General features: G+C 60.5%; 16 protein-coding genes. 7 read left to right on the top strand and 9 right to left on the bottom strand.

What is annotated here, in order from left to right; genetic code table 11:
* Positions 1–63: 63 nt before the first annotated feature.
* The 7 genes from emhA (at position 64) to ACYZUA_RS09165 (ending at position 10,189) form a co-directional block, all read left to right on the top strand.
* Positions 64–1,221: an efflux RND transporter periplasmic adaptor subunit EmhA gene (gene emhA, locus ACYZUA_RS09195; protein ID WP_461962824.1), complete on the top strand. Its 1,158-nt coding sequence runs from the start codon at positions 64–66 to the stop codon at positions 1,219–1,221.
* 3 nt (positions 1,222–1,224) lie between these two features.
* On the top strand, positions 1,225–4,386 hold the full coding sequence (gene emhB / locus ACYZUA_RS09190; protein ID WP_461962823.1) for an efflux RND transporter permease subunit EmhB: 3,162 nt from the start codon (positions 1,225–1,227) through the stop codon (positions 4,384–4,386).
* Positions 4,386–5,846 (top strand): efflux RND transporter outer membrane subunit EmhC, encoded by a 1,461-nt coding sequence (gene emhC / locus ACYZUA_RS09185; protein ID WP_461962822.1) that lies wholly within the window; start codon positions 4,386–4,388, stop codon positions 5,844–5,846. The genes emhB and emhC overlap by 1 nt, the downstream gene beginning before the upstream one ends.
* A gap of 439 nt (positions 5,847–6,285) precedes the next feature.
* On the top strand, positions 6,286–7,545 hold the full coding sequence (locus ACYZUA_RS09180; protein WP_461962821.1) for an OprD family porin: 1,260 nt from the start codon (positions 6,286–6,288) through the stop codon (positions 7,543–7,545).
* Positions 7,546–7,753: 208 nt separating this feature from the next.
* Positions 7,754–8,944 (top strand): NAD(P)/FAD-dependent oxidoreductase, encoded by a 1,191-nt coding sequence (locus ACYZUA_RS09175; protein ID WP_461962820.1) that lies wholly within the window; start codon positions 7,754–7,756, stop codon positions 8,942–8,944.
* Between the two features lie 22 nt (positions 8,945–8,966).
* A complete protein-coding gene (locus tag ACYZUA_RS09170) occupies positions 8,967–9,350 on the top strand; it encodes a DUF1641 domain-containing protein (RefSeq protein ID WP_461962819.1) in 384 nt (127 codons plus the stop codon).
* A gap of 20 nt (positions 9,351–9,370) precedes the next feature.
* Complete coding sequence (locus ACYZUA_RS09165; protein WP_461962818.1) at positions 9,371–10,189, top strand: methyltransferase domain-containing protein; 819 nt, start codon at positions 9,371–9,373, stop codon at positions 10,187–10,189.
* 157 nt (positions 10,190–10,346) lie between these two features.
* Here the strand turns inward: ACYZUA_RS09165 and pcaC are convergent, their stop codons facing one another.
* The 9 genes from pcaC to ACYZUA_RS09120 all read right to left on the bottom strand — a co-directional run bounded on the left by pcaC (position 10,347) and on the right by ACYZUA_RS09120 (position 19,089).
* Positions 10,347–10,739 (bottom strand): 4-carboxymuconolactone decarboxylase, encoded by a 393-nt coding sequence (gene pcaC, locus ACYZUA_RS09160; RefSeq protein WP_008147336.1) that lies wholly within the window; start codon positions 10,737–10,739, stop codon positions 10,347–10,349.
* A 10-nt stretch (positions 10,740–10,749) separates the two neighbouring features.
* Positions 10,750–11,556 carry a 3-oxoadipate enol-lactonase gene (gene pcaD, locus ACYZUA_RS09155; RefSeq protein WP_461962817.1) on the bottom strand — a complete coding sequence of 269 codons (807 nt, stop codon included), beginning with the start codon at positions 11,554–11,556 and terminating at the stop codon, positions 10,750–10,752.
* An 11-nt stretch (positions 11,557–11,567) separates the two neighbouring features.
* Positions 11,568–12,932: a 3-carboxy-cis,cis-muconate cycloisomerase gene (locus tag ACYZUA_RS09150; protein ID WP_461962816.1), complete on the bottom strand. Its 1,365-nt coding sequence runs from the start codon at positions 12,930–12,932 to the stop codon at positions 11,568–11,570.
* 362 nt (positions 12,933–13,294) lie between these two features.
* A complete protein-coding gene (pcaG, locus tag ACYZUA_RS09145; protein WP_461962815.1) occupies positions 13,295–13,861 on the bottom strand; it encodes a protocatechuate 3,4-dioxygenase subunit alpha in 567 nt (188 codons plus the stop codon).
* Between the two features lies 1 nt (position 13,862).
* Complete coding sequence (gene pcaH / locus ACYZUA_RS09140; RefSeq protein WP_074874186.1) at positions 13,863–14,567, bottom strand: protocatechuate 3,4-dioxygenase subunit beta; 705 nt, start codon at positions 14,565–14,567, stop codon at positions 13,863–13,865.
* Between the two features lie 37 nt (positions 14,568–14,604).
* The gene (gene pcaF, locus ACYZUA_RS09135) at positions 14,605–15,810 is read right to left on the bottom strand and encodes a 3-oxoadipyl-CoA thiolase (RefSeq protein ID WP_461963924.1); all 1,206 of its coding nucleotides are present in this window, start codon (positions 15,808–15,810) and stop codon (positions 14,605–14,607) included.
* Entirely contained in the window at positions 15,807–16,586 is a 780-nt protein-coding gene (locus tag ACYZUA_RS09130) for a CoA-transferase subunit beta (protein ID WP_461962814.1), read from the bottom strand. The genes pcaF and ACYZUA_RS09130 overlap by 4 nt, the downstream gene beginning before the upstream one ends.
* Positions 16,586–17,443, bottom strand: coding sequence for a CoA transferase subunit A (locus ACYZUA_RS09125; RefSeq protein WP_123719760.1), 858 nt, complete (start codon positions 17,441–17,443; stop codon positions 16,586–16,588). Before ACYZUA_RS09125 ends, ACYZUA_RS09130 begins: the two co-directional genes overlap by 1 nt.
* 299 nt (positions 17,444–17,742) lie before the next feature.
* Positions 17,743–19,089 carry a 4-hydroxybenzoate transporter PcaK gene (locus tag ACYZUA_RS09120; RefSeq protein ID WP_074874177.1) on the bottom strand — a complete coding sequence of 449 codons (1,347 nt, stop codon included), beginning with the start codon at positions 19,087–19,089 and terminating at the stop codon, positions 17,743–17,745.
* Positions 19,090–19,221: the final 132 nt, after the last annotated feature.

Here is a 19,221-nt window from a genome sequence, read left to right as displayed (position 1 = left end):
CGCACACTTTTTACCTTTCCACCTTTCGAGTGCGCAATTTGCGCGCCTGACCCGAGGTTTTTCATGCAATTCAAGCCAGCTGTTACCGCTCTGGTCACCGCCCTCGCCTTGGCATCGCTGCTCAGCGGATGCAAAAAGGAAGAGGCGGCACCTGCCGCACCACCCCCTCAGGTCGGCGTCGTTACTCTGCAACCTCAAGCCTTTACCCTGACCTCCGAGCTTCCGGGCCGTACCAGCGCGTACCGCATCGCCGAAGTCCGCCCTCAGGTTAACGGCATCATTCTCAAGCGCCTGTTCAAGGAAGGCGGCGACGTCAAGGCCGGCCAGCAGCTGTATCAGATCGATCCGGCCGTTTATGAAGCCACCCTGAAAAGCGCCGAAGCCAACCTGCAACAGACCAAATCGATCTCCGACCGCTACAAGCAGTTGGTCAGCGAACAGGCTGTGAGCCGTCAGGAATACGACACGGCCCTGGCCAACCGTTTGCAATCGGAAGCCGCCCTGCAAAGCGCCCGGATCAATGTGCGTTACACCAAGGTTTACGCGCCACTCTCCGGCCGCATTGGCCGCTCGACCGTGACTGAAGGCGCGCTGGTCACCAGCGGCCAGCTCGACGCGATGGCAGTGATTCAGCAACTCGACCCGATCTACGTCGACGTGACCCAGTCTTCCGTTGAGCTGCTGGAACTGCGCCGCGAACTGGAAAGCGGTCGCCTGCAAAAATCCGGCGACAACGCGGCCAAGGTCATGCTGACCCTCGAAGACGGCAGCCAGTACAAACAGGAAGGCAAACTCGAGTTCTCGGAAGTCTCAGTAGACCAGACCACCGGTTCCGTGACCTTGCGTGCGGTATTCCCCAACCCTGATCACACCCTGCTGCCGGGCATGTTTGTACACGCCCAATTGCAGGCCGGTGTGAACAGCGCGGCGATCCTCGCCCCGCAACAAGGCGTGACCCGTGATCTCAAAGGCACCCCGACCGCACTGGTCGTCGGTCCGGACAACAAGGTCGAACTGCGTCAGCTCAAGGCCAGCCGCACTGTCGGCAACCAATGGCTGATCGAAGACGGCCTGAAGGCCGGCGATCGACTGATCACCGAAGGGCTGCAATACGTCAAACCTGGCGTTGAAGTAAAAGCCAGTGAGGCGACTAACGTTGGCGCAAAGAACCCGGCCCCCGCACAGGCAGCTAACAAGGCTTCCAGCGGTAAAGGGGAGTAAACCATGTCCAGATTTTTTATCGACCGTCCGATTTTTGCCTGGGTAATTGCCCTGGTCATCATGCTGGTCGGGGCACTATCGATCCTCAAACTCCCGATCAACCAATACCCGAGCATTGCGCCTCCGGCCATTGCAATCTCGGTGACCTACCCGGGCGCGTCTGCACAAACCGTGCAGGACACCGTGGTGCAAGTGATCGAGCAACAGCTCAACGGTATCGATAACCTGCGTTATGTTTCGTCGGAAAGTAACTCTGACGGCAACATGACCATTACCGCGACCTTCGAGCAGGGCACCAACTCCGATACCGCGCAGGTTCAGGTCCAGAACAAACTGAACCTGGCCACCCCGCTGCTGCCGCAAGAAGTGCAGCAACAAGGTATCCGCGTGACCAAGGCAGTGAAAAACTTCCTGATGGTGATCGGCGTGGTGTCGCGCGACGGCAGCATGACCAAGGACGACCTGTCCAACTACATCGTGTCGAACATGCAGGACCCGATCTCGCGGACCGCCGGTGTCGGTGACTTCCAGGTCTTCGGTGCGCAGTACGCGATGCGGATCTGGCTCGACCCGGCCAAGTTGAATAACTTCAACCTGACCCCGGTGGACGTGAAAACCGCCATCGCGGCTCAGAACGTTCAGGTGTCATCCGGTCAACTCGGCGGTTTGCCTGCTGTCGCCGGCCAACAGCTGAACGCGACGATCATCGGCAAGACCCGCCTGCAGACCGCCGAGCAGTTCAAGGCCATCCTGCTGAAGGTCAACAAGGACGGCTCGCAAGTGCGTGTCGGCGACGTTGCGGAAGTCGGTCTGGGCGGCGAAAACTACTCGATCAGCGCCCAGTTCAACGGCGCCCCGGCCTCCGGTCTGGCGGTGAAACTGGCCAACGGTGCCAACGCCCTCGACACCGCAAAAGCCCTGCGCAAGACCATCGAAACCCTCAAGCCGTTCTTCCCGGAAGGGATGGAAGTGGTGTTCCCGTACGACACCACGCCGGTGGTGACCGAGTCGATCAAGGGTGTGGTTGAAACCCTGGTCGAAGCGATCGTGCTGGTGTTCCTGGTGATGTTCCTGTTCCTGCAAAACTTCCGCGCCACCGTCATCACCACGATGACCGTGCCAGTCGTATTGCTGGGTACCTTCGGGATCCTCGCGGCGTTCGGTTTCAGCATTAACACCCTGACCATGTTCGGTATGGTGCTGGCCATCGGTTTGCTGGTGGACGACGCCATCGTCGTGGTGGAAAACGTCGAACGGGTCATGAGCGAAGAAGGCCTGTCACCCAAGGAGGCCACCAAGAAATCCATGGGGCAGATCCAGGGTGCGCTGGTCGGTATCGCCCTGGTGCTGTCGGCGGTACTGCTGCCGATGGCGTTCTTCAGCGGTTCCACCGGTGTGATCTACAAGCAGTTCTCGATCACCATCGTCTCGGCCATGACCCTGTCGGTACTGGTCGCACTGATCTTCACCCCGGCGCTCTGCGCGACCATGCTCAAGGCGATTCCGAAAGGCGAGCACGGCGTGCCGAAACGCGGCTTCTTCGGCTGGTTCAACCGCAATTTCGACCGTGGCGTCAAAAGCTACGAACGTGGCGTGGGCAACATGCTCGCGAACAAGGCCCCGTACCTGCTGGCCTACCTCATCATCCTGGTCGGCATGATCTGGCTGTTCACCCGCATTCCAACCGCGTTCCTGCCGGAAGAAGACCAGGGCGTGTTGTTTGCCCAGGTGCAGACTCCCGCCGGTTCCAGTGCCCAGCGCACGCAAGTGGTCGTGGATGAAATGCGTGAATTCCTGCTGCGTCCGGGCAAGGACGGTGGTGAAGGCGACGCGGTGGCTTCGGTGTTTACCGTGACCGGCTTCAACTTCGCCGGCCGTGGCCAGAGCTCGGGTATGGCGTTCATCATGCTCAAACCGTGGGACGAACGTAACGCCGAAAACAGCGTGTTCAAAGTCGCGGCCCGTGCCCAACAGCATTTCTTCACCTTCCGTGACGCCATGGTGTTTGCGTTCGCACCTCCGGCGGTGCTGGAGCTGGGTAACGCCACCGGTTTCGACGTGTTCTTGCAAGACCGTGCCGGCATCGGTCACGACGCACTGATGGCTGCACGCAACCAGTTCCTCGGCATGGCGGCGCAAAGCAAGGTGCTGTCGCAAGTCCGCCCGAACGGTCTGAACGACGAACCGCAATATCAGCTGGAAATCGATGACGAGAAGGCCAGTGCCCTGGGCATCACCCTCACCGACATCAACAACACCCTGTCGATTGCCCTGGGCAGTAGCTACGTCAACGACTTCATCGACCGCGGTCGGGTGAAGAAGGTTTACGTGCAAGGCCAGCCGGGCGCGCGCATGAGTCCTGAAGACGTGAAGAAATGGTATGTGCGCAACAGCGCCGGCACCATGGTTCCGTTCTCGGCGTTCGCCAAGGGTGAGTGGATCTACGGTGCACCGAAGCTGTCGCGTTACAACGGCGTCGAAGCAATGGAAATCCTCGGTGCCCCGGCGCCCGGTTATTCAACCGGTGAAGCCATGCTCGAAGTCGAAGCCCTGGCCAAGAAACTGCCGGCCGGTGTCGGTATTTCCTGGACCGGTCTGTCATACGAGGAACGGTTGTCCGGCTCGCAAGCGCCAGCGCTGTACGCCCTGTCGCTGCTGATGGTGTTCCTGTGCCTGGCGGCGCTGTACGAAAGCTGGTCGATCCCGATCGCGGTGATGTTGGTGGTACCGCTGGGGATCATCGGTGCACTGATGGCTACCAGCCTGCGCGGCCTGTCCAACGATGTGTATTTCCAGGTGGGCCTGTTGACGACCATTGGTCTGGCGGCGAAAAACGCCATTTTGATTGTCGAATTTGCCAAGGAACTGCATGAACAAGGGCGTAGCCTGCGCGATGCCGCGGTCGAAGCCTGCCGGATGCGTTTGCGACCGATCATCATGACGTCGCTCGCTTTCGTCCTCGGTGTGGTACCACTGGCAATCTCCACGGGTGCAGGTTCGGGTAGCCAGCATGCGATCGGTACCGGGGTGATTGGCGGTATGCTCACGGCCACGATCCTGGCGATCTTCTGGGTCCCACTGTTTTTCGTCACTGTGTCGGCCATGGGGCAGCGCAAAACCGCTGACCAGGACGACGCTATTGAACCTTCTAAAGAGGCTGGCTAATGAGCAAGTCGCTACTCTCCCTGGCTGTTGCCGCTTTCGTGCTCGGCGGTTGCTCGCTGATTCCCGATTATCAGCAGCCTGAAGCACCGGTGGCGGGCCAGTACCCGCAAGGTCCGGCGTATTCGCCGGCCCAGGCGCCTGCCCAGGCTGCCGCCGAACAGGGCTGGAAGCAGTTTTTCCATGACCCTGCGCTGCAACAGCTGATCCAGGTCGCCCTGGAAAACAATCGTGACCTGCGTGTCGCGGCGCTGAACATCGACGCCTTTGCGGCTCAATACCGCATCCAGCGTGCCGATCTGTTCCCGGCCGTGTCGGCCAACGGCACCGGCAGCCGCCAGCGGGTCCCGGCTCGGGCCTCGCAGACAGGCCAAGCGGACATCACCAGTTCCTACTCGGCCACGGTCGGCATCAGCGCCTATGAACTCGACCTGTTCGGTCGGGTTCGCAGCCTGAGCGAAGAAGCGCTGCAGAAGTACTTCGCCACTGAAGAAGCACGACGCAGTACCCAGATCAGCCTGGTGGCCAGTGTGGCCAACGCCTATCTGACCTGGCAGGCCGACAAGGAACTGCTGAAACTGACTCAGAACACCCTCGCTGCGTTCGAGGAGAGCTACAAGCTCACCGCCCGCAGCAACGAAGTGGGCGTCGCCTCGGCCCTGGACCTGGCCCAGTCGCGTACCTCGGTGGAAAACGCCCGCGCGCAAATGGCCAAGTACACCCGTCAAGTCGCCCAGGATGAAAACAGTCTGGTGTTGCTGCTCGGCACTGGCGTCCCGGCCAATCTGCAAGCGGCCAAGCCATTGGCTGACGACCTGCTGAGCGACGTGCCGGCCGGTCTGCCATCGGACTTGCTGCAACGTCGTCCGGACATCCTCCAGGCCGAATACAACCTGAAAGCCGCCAACGCCAACATCGGCGCGGCACGGGCTGCGTTCTTCCCGAGTATCAGCCTGACGGCCAACGCCGGGACCCTGAGCCCGGACCTGTCCGGTCTGTTCAAGGGCGGTTCGGGTACCTGGCTGTTCCAGCCGCAGATCAACCTGCCGATCTTCAACGCCGGCAGCCTGCGCGCAAGCCTCGATTACTCAAAAATCCAGAAAGACATCGGCGTGGCGAACTACGAGAAGTCCATTCAAACGGCCTTCCAGGAAGTCGCCGACGGCCTGGCTGCCCGCCAGACCTACACCGATCAGTTGCAGGCCCAGCGTGATTTCGTCACCGCGAACCAGGACTACTACCGTCTGGCCGAGCGTCGATATCGCATTGGCGTCGACAGCAACCTGACCTTCCTCGATGCCCAGCGTCAGCTGTTCAGTGCTGAACAGGTACTGATCACCGACCGTCTGGCGCAACTGGTCAGTGCCGTCAATCTGTACAAGGCACTCGGCGGTGGCTGGAATGAGCAGACGGCGAAGAACGAGCCGTTGAAAGAAGAAGCGCCGAAGATGAAGTTATTCTGATCGCGCAGTAAAACTAGAAGCCCACCGATTGGTGGGCTTTTTGTTGTCTGCAGAAAAATTGTGGCGCCAGGACTGGCCTCATCGCGAGCAGGCTCACTCCCACAGGGGATCTAGGGTGAACACAATATTGATGACCGACAGAGATCAACTGTGGGAGTGAGCCTGCTCGCGATGAGGCCAGAACAGCCACCACAAATCCCCAGCCAATCTTATGTTCGATAATCGCCCAAAACCCGCTTTCTCCGATTGAACCCTCCCGCCCATCCCCCGCACCATTCGTCGCACAAGACCAATAACAACAGGTTCGACACCATGCCCCCGCGCCCTGCCCTGTCCGGCTGATCCCGTTCGTTTTTGCCCTGATTTCAAATTTTAGTCTGCAACCCCAGGTTGCGGCAGCGCCCCGTTTCACGCCTAAAAACTAGAGAGACCCGAGCACATGACACCTTCCAATACTCAATACTGGTTCCCCAGCTTCATCGCCGTTGCACTGGCCAGTACGGCTCTGCCCGCCATGGCCGAGGAGTCAGGCTTTGTCGAAGGTGCCAAGATCAACCTGAACCTGCGCAACTTCTACATCAACCGCAACTTCACCAACCCGACCAAAGCTCCGGGCAAGGCAGAAGAATGGACACAAAGCTTCATCCTCGACGCCAAGTCCGGGTTCACTCAGGGCACCGTCGGGTTCGGCATGGATGTGCTGGGGCTGTACTCGGTGAAGCTCGATGGCGGTAAAGGCACGGGCGGTACGCAGTTGCTGCCGCTGGATCACGACGGTCGCCCGGCGGACAACTTCGGTCGCACCAACGTGGCGTTCAAGGCCAAGCTGTCGCAGACCGAAGTGAAGGTGGGTGAATGGATGCCGGTGCTGCCGATCCTGCGTTCGGACGACGGACGTTCCCTGCCGCAAACCTTCCGTGGCGGCCAGATCACCTCGAAGGAAATCGACGGCCTGACGCTCTACGGCGGCCAGTTCCGCGCCAACAGCCCGCGGGACGACAGCAGCATGAACGACATGTCGATGAGCGGAAAACCAGCGTTCACTTCCGACCGTTTCAACTTCCAGGGCGGCGAATACGCCTTCAACGAAAAGCGCACCCAGATCGGTGTGTGGAATGCCGAACTCAAGGACATTTACAGCCAGCAGTACGTGAATCTGATCCACAGCCAGCCCATCGGCGACTGGACCCTGGGCGCCAACCTCGGTTTCTTCTACGGCAAGGATGACGGCGGCGCCCGGGCCGGCGAGTTGGACAACAAGACATGGTCGGGTCTGTTCTCGGCCAAATACGGCGGCAACACCTTCTATGTCGGCCTGCAAAAACTCACCGGCGACAACGCCTGGATGCGGGTCAACGGCACCAGCGGCGGCACCCTGGCCAACGACAGTTACAACGCCAGTTATGACAATGCGAAAGAAAAATCCTGGCAGGTACGTCATGACTACAACTTCGTCGCCCTCGGCATTCCCGGCCTGACCCTGATGAACCGCTACATCAGCGGCGACAACGTCCACACCGGCACCATCACCGACGGCAAGGAGTGGGGCCGCGAAAGCGAACTGGGCTACACCGTGCAGAGCGGCGCGCTCAAGGACCTCAACGTCAAATGGCGCAATTCGACTATTCGTCGTGACTTCAGCAACAACGAGTTCGATGAGAACCGGTTGATCGTCAGCTATCCAATCAGCCTGCTATAGCGCTTGCTATAGCAGAGCTCAGGCAGCGACCGCAGGATGAAAACGGTCGTCTGCCTCGCACCGCTGGTCGGTACAAACTGGCGCTTTGCGTGTTCACAGATACAGTCAGGAAGCGTGTTTAATTCTCCATTGCGATGTAGGAGCCCCTTTTTTCTTCCGTTATCTCCGGATGCTGTACGCGAAGCTGCCATGACCACGGAGGTCAGGTATGAGCAAGCGAATAGTTATCGTCGGTGGCGGCGTAGGTGGAACCATGTTGGCCAATCAACTGGTCAACAAGCTGTATCCAGAAATCCTGCGTGGCGAAGTCTCGATTGCACTACTGTCCAATTCCCCCGATCACTATTACAAACCTGCGTTCATGTACGTGGCGTTCAATCAGTTCTTTGAAGAAGAACTCAAGCGCCCGGAACGTTCACTGTTGCGCCCGGAAATCAGCTTTTACGTCGAAGAAGTCACGGGTTTCGATTTCCCCGGACAATGCCTGAAAACCCGCAGCGGCAAACGTTATGGCTATGACTTTCTGGTCATTGCCACCGGTTGCGTGCCCGCGCCGGAGCGCATCGAGGGCTTGAAAGAAGCCGGCGACCACTTCTACCAATATCAGCCCGCCCGGCAGTTGGCAGAACGGCTGAGCACGATCAAAAAAGGCCGGATCTTCATCACGGTGTCTTTCCCGCAGACACCCAACGTGCCGCACCAATGCGGCATTGCGCCGGTAGAAACGACGCTGATGCTCGACGACTTCCTGCGTCGTCGGGGCGTGCGGGACCAGGTGGAAATCGTCTACACCTACCCGACCACGGCTCAGTTGCTGCGTAACTGCCTGTTTCTGCAACGCCCCACCGGGGAAATCCTGCCCGGCATTTTCGAGCAGAAGAACATCCGCTTCCAACGCGGCTTCACCCTCAGCCGTGTCGACCCCGAACGAAAAATCGCCTACTCCGAAGAAGGCGAAGAGCAACCCTTCGACATCCTGATGGCGACACCGCCGATCCGCGCTGTCGATGCGGTGCTGGAATCCGGAGCGTCACAAGCGCCCAACAACGAAGGTTGGCTACCGACCCACCACGAGACGCTGCAGGTCTACGGCCTGGACCACGTCTACGTGATTGGCGACACCGTTGATCTGCCGGTGAGCAAGGCCGGTGGTGCCTGCCATAACCAGGCGCCGGTCATCGCCAATAACATTGCCGCCGAGATTCGCCTCGGCGCGCCCAACAGCGTCTACGACGGACGGGTTCAGGCCGTGGCGCAGATGGGTCTCAACGCCGGTATGCCGCTGTGGTACGACTACGCCCATGACGTCCTGCCGACGCCGCCGACCAAACTCGGCGGTCTGCTGAGAAATGGTTTCAATCGTGGCCTGTACTGGGCGGTTGCCCGTGGAATGCTTTGATCCGCTCAGGGAGGCGTAAACAATGACGAACCTATCAGATGAAACGCTGACAACCAGCGCTGCCAGCATGCCAGCGACGCCGGGACTCACCGCCTTGATGGCGAAAATTCAGCCGCTGATCGACGGCGGTCGGCTCGACAACATTGTCAATGTGCTATCGCTGGTCTCGGACATGACCGACCTGCTGGACGCAGCGATGGTGGAAAAACTGGCGCGGCTGTTCGAAAACGCTACGGCGGCCACCTGGACAGTCAGTAACGCCGTGCGCATGGCCAAGGCCGAGGTCGCCGCCGCCCCCGAGCCGCCGGGAGCCTATGCGTTGATCAAACTGCTGAACGACCCGGACACGCGCAAAGGCGTGGCGGTTGTCCTGAAAACGCTGAACGTCATCGGAAGACAACTGTAACCGCCAGAGAGGATCACCTCATGAGCGTCAAACTTGAATCGGCAAGGAAAGCCTGCACCGACTGGGACGCCAAGGCGTACCAGCAGTTTTCCCGCCTCAGGCAACGACCGGTCAATGAATTGCTCGACCGTGTCGAACTCAAACAGCCCAAACGCATCTACGACCTGGGATGCGGCACCGGCATCGCCACGCAACTATTGGCCAAGCGTTGGCCTCGAGCGCAGTTGCAAGGCATCGACAGTTCCGGGCAAATGCTGGACGAAGCCCGTTGCCTGCCGATCAAGGCGTTGTGGAAACAGTGCGATCTACTCGACTGGCAACCCGAACAACCCGCAGACCTGCTGTTCGCCGCCGCCGTACTGCACTTCGTCAGTGGTCACGAACAGTTGTTGCCGCGACTGCTCGGCCAGCTCAATCCGGGGGGATGCCTGGCAGCGCACATGCCCGACTGGCGGGATGCGCTGTGGTATCAACTGATGCTCGACACCCTTGAAGAGGCAGGCCCCGGTGGCAAACCACTCGGCGCCCCGAAGTTGCGCGAGGCCATGGCTGCGCGGCCGCTGTTGTCTTTGGAAAGTTATTATCGGTTGCTCTCGCCGATCACCCGGACACTGGATATCTGGGAGACTGAGCAGCTACAGGTTGTCGACGGCAAGTCGCCGATCTATGACTGGGTCAAAGTCTCGGCGCTGCGGCCGGTGATGCAGGGGCTGAAGGATGATGAACAGGCGCGGTTCATCTACCACTACCTGATGCGCGTGCATGCGCATTACCCGCCCGAGAGCGACGGGCACACGTTGTTTCCGTTCAAGCGGATATTTATTGTCGCTACTGTGTAGTCCATGGCATCGCCATCGTCGGAACGCCGCCCGGAGCAGGCTCGCTCCCACAGTTGACCGAGTTCCTCCAGGGAGAATGAGGTCTAATGTGGGAGCGAGCCTGCTCCGGGCGGCGTTCCGACGAAGGCGTCAGTTCTGGCACCCTCAAATCCTGAGATCACTCCCGCGATTCAACCCCCAACTCATCCCACACCGACTCCGCCAGGTGGAACGTCGCATTCGCTGCCGGAATGCCGCAGTAGATCGCGCTCTGCATGATCACTTCCTTGATCTCGCCGCGGGTCACACCGTTGTTGGCGGCGGCGCGCAGGTGCAGTTTGAGTTCTTCGTTGCGGTTCATACCGATCAGCATGGCGATCGTGATCAGGCTGCGGGTATGACGCGGCAGCCCCGGGCGAGTCCAGATGTCGCCCCAGGCGTGGCGGGTGATCATTTCCTGAAACTCCGAGTTGAACTCGGTCAGCGCGTTCAGGCTGCGGTCGACATGGGCGTCACCGAGTACGGCACGGCGGACTTTCAGGCCTTCGTCGTAACGTTGTTTCTCGTCCACAAAAAAACCCTCAATGACCTGACAAAAACGCCAACACGCGCTCGCTGAACGCAGCACCGGCCTGGACGTTGGACAGGTGCGCGGCATAGAACTCGGCGTACTCGGCGCCCTGCACATGTTCCTGAATGAAGTGCCCGCCGGACGGAGGCGTGACCGCGTCTTCGGTGCCGGCGATGACCAGCAGCGGCACCTTGATCGAGGACAGCTGATCGCGGAAATCGGCATCGCGCACGGCGGCACAGTTCGCGGCATACCCTTCAGGCGAAGTGACCGCGAGCATGTCAGTAATCCTCTTCACGGCAGCAGGATTGGCTTCGGCAAAATCCGCGGTGAACCAGCGCGCAATCGACGCATCACGCAAAGCGACCATGGCGGCCGGACCGTCACGCAACACGGTTTCAATGCGCGGGTTCCACACCGACGGATCACCGATTTTCGCCGCGGTGTTGCACACCACCAGTTTGTTCAGGCGATGACCGGCGTTGATCCCCAGCCACTGACCAATCAGCCCACCCATGGACAAACCGCAGAAATGTGCGCGTTCGATGTGCAACGCATCCAGCAGCGCCAGCACGTCATGGCCCAGTTGCTCGATGCTGTACGGCCCCGGTGTGACCAGCGATTGGCCATGACCCCGGGTGTCGAAACGCAACACGCGGAAATGCTTGGTGAACGCCGCAATCTGCGCGTCCCACATGTGCAGGTCAGTGCCCAGCGAGTTGGACAGCACCAGCACCGGCGCATCCGCCGGGCCATCGAGTTGCGGCCCTTGAATTTGGTAGTGCAGTTCGCCCTCGGCGAGTTGTAAGAAAGCCACAGCAATCTCCTTCAGGCAGTCAACGCAGAATGTTCAGCCACCGCTCGCTCGACCCAGGTATGGGCCTGACCGAGGTAATGGGCGGGGTCCAGCAGATGATCGAGTTCAGCATCCGACAGTTCGGCGGTCACTTGCGGCTCGTCGCCGAGTACCGCTCGCAGATGACGTTGTTCAGTTACTGCGCGCTTGCAGCATTGCTCCAACAAATGATGCGCTGTGTCGCGCCCCACTCGTTGGGCGAGGACGATGCTCACTGCTTCGGCGAGCACCAGCCCTTGGGTCAGATCGAGGTTGCGGGCCATGCGCTCGGCGTCCACTTCCAGTCCGTCCGCCACCAGCCGCGCCTGTTTCAGGCTGCCGGACACCAGGCAGCAAATCTCCGGCAGGGTTTCCCACTCGGCATGCCACAGGCCCAGGCTGCGCTCGTGTTCTTGAGGCATGGCGCTGAACAGGGTCGAGAGCAAACCGGGTACGCGAGTCGCCGCACTGATCAGTACCGCCGCGCCCACCGGATTGCGCTTGTGCGGCATGGTCGAAGAACCTCCCTTGCCCGGTGCCGAAGGTTCGAACACCTCCCCCGCCTCGGTTTGCATCAACAGGCTGATGTCGCGGCCGAGTTTGCCGAGGCTGCCGGCGATCAACCCCAGTACCGAGCCGAACTCCACCAAGCGGTCTCGCTGGGTGTGCCAAGGTTGATCCGGCAGTGTCAGTTGCAATTCTTCAGCCAGCGCCCGGGCAATCGGCATCGCCTGCTCGCCGAGGGCCGCGAGGGTTCCAGAGGCCCCGCCGAATTGCAGCACCAGCAATCGTGGTTTGAGTTCCCGCAGACGTTGGCGGCTGCGAGTGACAGCGCCCAGCCAACCGGCGATTTTCATGCCGAGGGTGACGGGTGTCGCGTGCTGCAACCAGGTGCGCCCGGCCAGCGGTGTGGCGACGTATCGTTGGGCTTGGGCCGAGAGGGTTTCGCCCAGTTGCACCAGATCGCTTTCGATCAGCTCCAGCGCCCGGCGCAGTTGTAACACCAGTCCGGTGTCCATCACGTCCTGGCTGGTCGCGCCCAGATGCACATAGCGCTCGGCTTCGGCATGGTTGGCCGCGATCTGTTTACCCAGCGCCTTGACCAACGGAATCGCCGAATTGCCCGCCGTGGCAATCGCCTCGCCGAGGGCTGCGAAGTCGTAATGCCCGGCCTGACAGGCTGCTTCAATCGGCGCGACAGCCGTTTGCGGGATCAGCCCGACGCGCGCCTCGGCCCGGGCCAGTGCTGCTTCGAAATCAAGCATCGCTTGAACCCGACCCTGATCGCAGAACACCTCACGCATGTCGCGGGCAGTGAAATAGGCATCGAACAATTGATTGCCTGGTCGCTCGTTCATAAACAGTCCTGGAGGCATGGACCGGTCAGGCCCACGGGTAAAGATCAAAGGTCGTTTTGCAAGTACTTCGCCTGTTTCGGCAGGCGCAGGCTGAGCTTCCTTTTGCTGCGCTCTTCGCCGGTGTAGAGCGCTGTAGTAGCGGTGCCAGTTGTCATTGTTTTTCACTCAATGGGGACTGTGAGAGTCTAGACACACTTTGCAATAATCCCGTTCCACAAATGCATCAGCAACACATATCCCCTGTGGGAGCGAGCCTGCTCGCGATTGCGGTGTGTCATTCAGCAGTGATGGCACTGATACACCGCTTTCGTCGGAACGCCGCCCGGAGCAGGCTCGCTCCCACAGGGATTGCGGTGTTCCACTCAGTAATCGAAGAACACTGTCTCGGCATCGGTGCCCTGCAGGATCACATTCCACTGGTACACACCGGACGCATCCTTCTTCGCCAACAAGGTGCTGCGACGTTCTGCCGGCACGCATTCCAGCAGCGGGTCCGCCACGTTGGCCGGTTCGCCATCAAAGTAAATCCGTGTCAGCAGGTGTTTCACCAACCCGCGAGCAAACACTAGCACTACCAGATGCGGCGCCTGAGTCGTGCCTTTCAAGCCTTCCACCGTGCCTGGCTTGATCGTGGTGAAGCGGAAGCGCCCTTCTGCATCCACCGGCACCCGGCCAAACCCTTCGAAATTCGGGTCCAGGGGTTTGTCCTGATCGTCTTCGGGGTGGTCATACTTGCCGGCGGCATTGGCTTGCCAGACTTCCAGCATTGCGTCGTTGACGACGTCGCCGTTGCCATCGATGACTTGCCCGGTGATCGCCACGCGCTCGCCGAGGGATTGTTCGACGGTCAGGTCTTCGCGGTTCAGCCAGGTCAAACCGATGTGGTAATACGGCCCGACGGTGTGGGATGTGGTCGCGTTCAGCGTCATCTTATTTCTCCATCGGCGTGGCTTCGCGGCCGCGCAAGACGATGTCCCAGCGATAACCGAGGGCATAGGAAGGGATGGTTTTTTCCAGGTCGAAACTGGCGATCAAGCGTTCTTTGGCGCTGGTATCGGGTACGCAGTTGTAGATCGGGTCGTAGGCCAGCAACGGGTCGCCCGGGAAATACATCTGCGTGACCAGCCGCGTCAGAATGCTCGGCCCGAACAGTGAGAAATGGATGTGCGCCGGGCGCCACGCGTTGTGGTGGTTGCCCCATGGATAGGCGCCGGGCTTGATGGTCTGGAACTGGTACCAGCCATCGGCGTCGGTCACAGTACGTCCGGTGCCGGTGAAATTCGGGTCCAGCGGCGCATCGTGCAGGTCACGGTCATGGTTGTAGCGACCGGCGGCATTGGCCTGCCAGATCTCCACCAGAATCCCCGGCACCGGCAAGCCATCTTCATCCAGCACGCGGCCGTGAATGATGATGCGCTCACCCAATGGCTCACCCTTGTGCTGGGCAGTCAGGTCGTTGTCCTGCGCTTGGATGCGCTCGGCACCGATGGTCGGACCGGTAATTTCCGACAGCGAATGGGGCAAAAACACCAACGGCTTGGACGGCGAGCGACGGTTGGTGGATTGATAGGCCGGGTGCAGGTATTCCGGCTGGGTGCCCTCTTGCGGGCGGCGGTAACCAGGCTTGTCAGTCATGAAGCATTCCTCAGTTCTTATTCATCAACGCTGCGCGTCAGACCCGTTCGATCGCCAAGGCCAGACCTTGGCCCACACCGACGCACATGGTCGCCAGACCTTTCTTGCCACCGGTCTTTTCCAGCTGATGCAGGGCGGTCAGCACCAGACGCGCGCCACTCATGCCCAACGGATGGCCCAAGGCAATGGCGCCACCGTTCGGGTTGACCTGGGCCGCGTCATCCGCCAGCCCCAATTCACGCAGCACCGCCAAGCCTTGGCTGGCGAACGCTTCGTTGAGTTCGATCACGTCGAAATCGCTGACGGCCAGGCCGAGACGTTCGGTCAATTTGCGCACCGCCGGCACCGGGCCGATGCCCATGACCCGTGGTGCGACACCGGCACTGGACATGCCCAGTACTTTGGCGCGAGCCGTCAGGCCGTGCTTTTTCACGGCGTCGCCGGAGGCCAGAATCAACGCCGCCGCACCGTCGTTCACCCCGGAAGCATTGCCGGCGGTGACGGTTTTGTCGGGACCGTTGACCGGTTTCAGTTTGGCCAAGGTTTCCAGGGTGGTGTCGGCGCGAGGATGCTCATCCTGGCTGACGACACTTTCACCCTTCTTGTGGGCAATACGCACTTCAACGATTTCTTCGGCGAAAAATCCTGCGGCTTGCGCGGCGGCTGTCCGCTGCTGACTGCGCAGTGCGAAAGCGTCCTGATCTTCGCGGGAAACTTCGTAATCGTCAGCCACGTTGTCGGCGGTCTGCGGCATCGCATCCACGCCGTATTGGGCTTTCATCAACGGATTGATGAAACGCCAGCCGATGGTGGTGTCTTCCAGCTTCATGTTGCGCGAGAACGCCGCATCGGACTTGCCCATCACGAACGGTGCGCGGGACATCGACTCGACGCCGCCGGCAATCGCCAGCTCCATCTCGCCACTGGCGATGGCACGAAACGCGGTGCCGATCGCGTCCATACCCGAGGCGCAGAGACGATTGAGAGTGACGCCCGGAATGGTTTCCGGCAGGCCCGCCAGCAACAGCGCCATGCGCGCCACGTTGCGGTTGTCTTCGCCGGCCTGGTTGGCGCAACCGAGGAACACCTCGTCCACCGCGTTCCAGTCTACCGACGGGTTGCGCTCCATCAGCGCCTTGATTGGCACGGCGGCCAGGTCGTCGGCGCGAACCGCCGACAAACCACCGCCGAAACGGCCGATGGGGGTGCGAATTGCGTCGCAGATATAAACGTCACGCATCAGGCTTCTCCGGGTGCTTGGCCGTGGGCGGCGGCGGTGCGGGCTTCCAGATCCCTGAGTGCCGTCAGTTCGACATCCGTTGGCTCGGCTGTGTTTTCAACACTTTCTGCAAAACGAATCGCCCAACCGGTAGCCGCGCTGACTTGTTCACGAGTCACGCCTGGGTGCAACGCGGTGACCACAAATTCATGGGTGCCGGCTTCCGGTTCCATGATGCACAGGTCGGTAATGATGCCGACCGGACCGGCGCCCGGCAGGCCGAGACGCTTGCGCGAATCACCGCCCTCGCCATGGCCGACCGAGGTAATGAAGTCAAGTTTGTCGACAAAGGAACGCGCCGACTGCTTGAGGATGATCAGCACGCTTTTGGCCGAGCCAGCTATCTCCGGCGCACCGCCGGCACCCGGCAGGCGGACTTTCGGCGCGTGGTAATCGCCAACGACCGTGGTGTTGATGTTGCCGAAGCGGTCGACTTGCGCGGCGCCGAGGAAACCGACGTCGATGCGCCCGCCCTGCAACCAGTAGCGAAAAATCTCACCGGTCGGGACGACGGTGTCGGCGGTTTCCGCCAGTTCACCGTCACCGATCGACAGCGGCAGTACGCTCGGCTTGGCGCCAATCGGACCCGATTCGTAGATAAGGACGACATCCGGCGAGGAAGTCAGACGCGCCAGGTTGGCGGCTTTCGACGGCAGGCCGATGCCGACGAAGCACACCGAACCGTTTTTCAGACGGCGGGCAGCGGCGACGGTCATCATTTCATTGGTGGTGTAAGTCATTACTTGGCCTCCGAAGCAGCGGCCAGTTTGGCCTGGAACTCGCTGAAGTCAGCGCAGCCGTGGATGTACTCGTTGATCCACGCGGTAAAGGTTTCACGGTCGCGGGCAATTGGGTCCCAGGCCTGGTAGAAACGGTTATCACGCTCGTTGTAGCCGTGAGCGTAGGACGGATGCGCACCGCCGGGAACGTGGCAGACCGCGCTCAACGCCCAGGTTGGCAGAACGCAGGAGTTCATCGGTGCATTGAGGTCGTCGACGATTTCTTCGACGGTGACGATGCAGCGCTTGGCGGCCAGTGCCGCTTCTTTTTGTACGCCGAGAATGCCCCACAGCAGCACGTTGCCTTTGCGGTCGGCTTTCTGTGCGTGAATCACGGTGATGTCCGGACGCACCGAAGGTACGGCCGCCAAGACTTCACCGGTGAATGGGCAGGTGACGGTTTTGATCAGCGGGTTGACCTTCGGCAGGTCGGAGCCGGCGTAGGCACGCAGTACCGCGAACGGTAGGCCGGAAGCGCCAGCGACGTAGGCATTGGCCAGGTCGGCGTGGCTGTGTTCTTCGATTTCCAGTGCGTGCGGCCACTGCCTCTCGACGGCATCACGCAGTCGGTGCAGCGAACCGACGCCCGGGTTACCGCCCCAGGAGAAAATCAGCTTGCGAGCACAACCGGCGCCGATCAACTGGTCGTAGATCAGGTCAGGCGTCATCCGCACCAGGGTCAGGTCTTTCTTGCCCTGGCGAATGATTTCGTGACCCGCCGCCGTAGGGATCAGGTGAGTGAAGCCTTCGAGCGCGACGGTATCGCCGTCGTTAACGAATTGCTTCACCGCGTCGTGCAGCGAAAGGATTTCAGCCATGGGGCAGGCTCCCGTTTTGTTATGAACCGACAGTGGAAGAAAAAGGCGCGATGCGCAGCGCCGGAATGACTGAAGAGTAAGCCCCTGAAAATCGCCAAACAATCCGATAATCGACTGAGTGTTCGTTTATCGAACAGATTGTTGTCTCGCTATCGATGATCGTTCCCACGCTCCGCGTCCATTGAACAATCAAAAGCATCACGAGCAGGCTCACTCCCACAGTTGACCGCGTTCCCCTGCGGGAGCGAGCCTGCTCGCGATGAGGGCCGCAAGCTCAACGAAAAATCAGAAGCCTGTCCTCAGGTCGCATCCGCATGACTGACCATGCCCTTGATCACCACCGCCGTGGTCGCCAATGCCGCCGGAATCACCAGCGCTGTCAGCACCTGCTCGAAGTTCCAGCCCAGGCCCAGCAGCGTTGCGCCCATCCACGCACCAAGGATCGCGCCAAAGCGACCAATCCCGAGCATCCACGACACCCCGGTCGCCCGCCCCTGCGTCGGATAAAACCGCGCCGCCAGTGAAGGCATCGCCGATTGCGCGCCGTTGACGCACATCCCGGCCACCAGCACCAACGTCGCCAATAGCGTGATGTTGCCCAGGCTCTGCCCTACTGCGTAGGCAAACACCCCGGCGAATAGATAGAAAATGCCGATAACCTTGTGCGGATTGAACCGGTCCATCGCCCAGCCCACGCCTACCGCGCTCAAAACCCCGCCAAACTGGAACAACGCGCCGATGAATGCCGACTGCTCCATGCTCGCGCCACTGTCACGCATCAGCGTCGGCAGCCAACTGGTCAGCAGATAAACGATCACCAACCCCATGAAGTAGGTCAGCCACAGCAACAAGGTGCCGGTGCTGTAGGTGCCGGAGAAGATCACCGCGAACACGTTGCGGGCCTTCACGGTTTTCTGTTCCGGCACGCTGAAGCTGGAGGCTTGGGCGACGACGATTGGATCGATGGGCGCCAGGGTCTTGCGCACTTTGTCAGTGCCGCGATTGCGGACGACGAGGTAGCGCGCCGACTCCGGCAGCCAGAACAGCAATACGACGGCGAGGATCAGCGGCAAAATCCCGCCGATCAGCAGCAGACTGTGCCAACCAAAGGCCGGAATCAGTTTGGCGGAAATGAAACCGCCGCCCGCCATGCCGAGGTTGAAGCCGCAGAACATGCTGGTCACCAGCAGGGATTTCTTGCGCTCCGGGGTGTATTCGGACAGCAGCGTCGTGGCGTTCGGCATGCCGGCGCCGAGGCCAAGGCCAGTGAGGAATCGCAGTACCAGCAGTTGATCGACGTTGGTGCTGTAAGCCGAGGCCAGGCTGAACGCGCCAAACAACAGCACCGCGCCCACCAGTACGATTTTTCGCCCGAAGCGGTCAGCCAATGGGCCAGAACCCAGTGCGCCAAAGACCATGCCGATCAACGCCGCGCTCATCACCGGACCGAGACTGGCGCGGTCGATGCCCCAATCCTGAGACAGGGCGGGCGCGATGAAACCCATGGCCGCCGTGTCGAGGCCATCGAGGAAAACAATCAGGAAACACAGGATCACCACTCGCCATTGGTAGCGCGAAATGGGTTGAGCATTGATGAAGGACTGCACGTCGAGGCAGTTTCCTACAGCAGACTGAGGCTGGTTCATTATTTTTATTCCACGCAAAGAACGCAGTCGGATAGGAGCCAGCCAAGGCTGGCGCTGCCGCGACATTAGTGATCTTGGGGAAAGAGCGTCAATTCGATAAACGCGAGTCTGTGCGTTTATCGAACAGCTTAG

This window comes from Pseudomonas sp. LS2P72, assembly GCF_054897865.1.
Note: the sequence above shows the minus strand (reverse complement) of the source record. Positions and strands in the feature narration are given on the sequence as shown.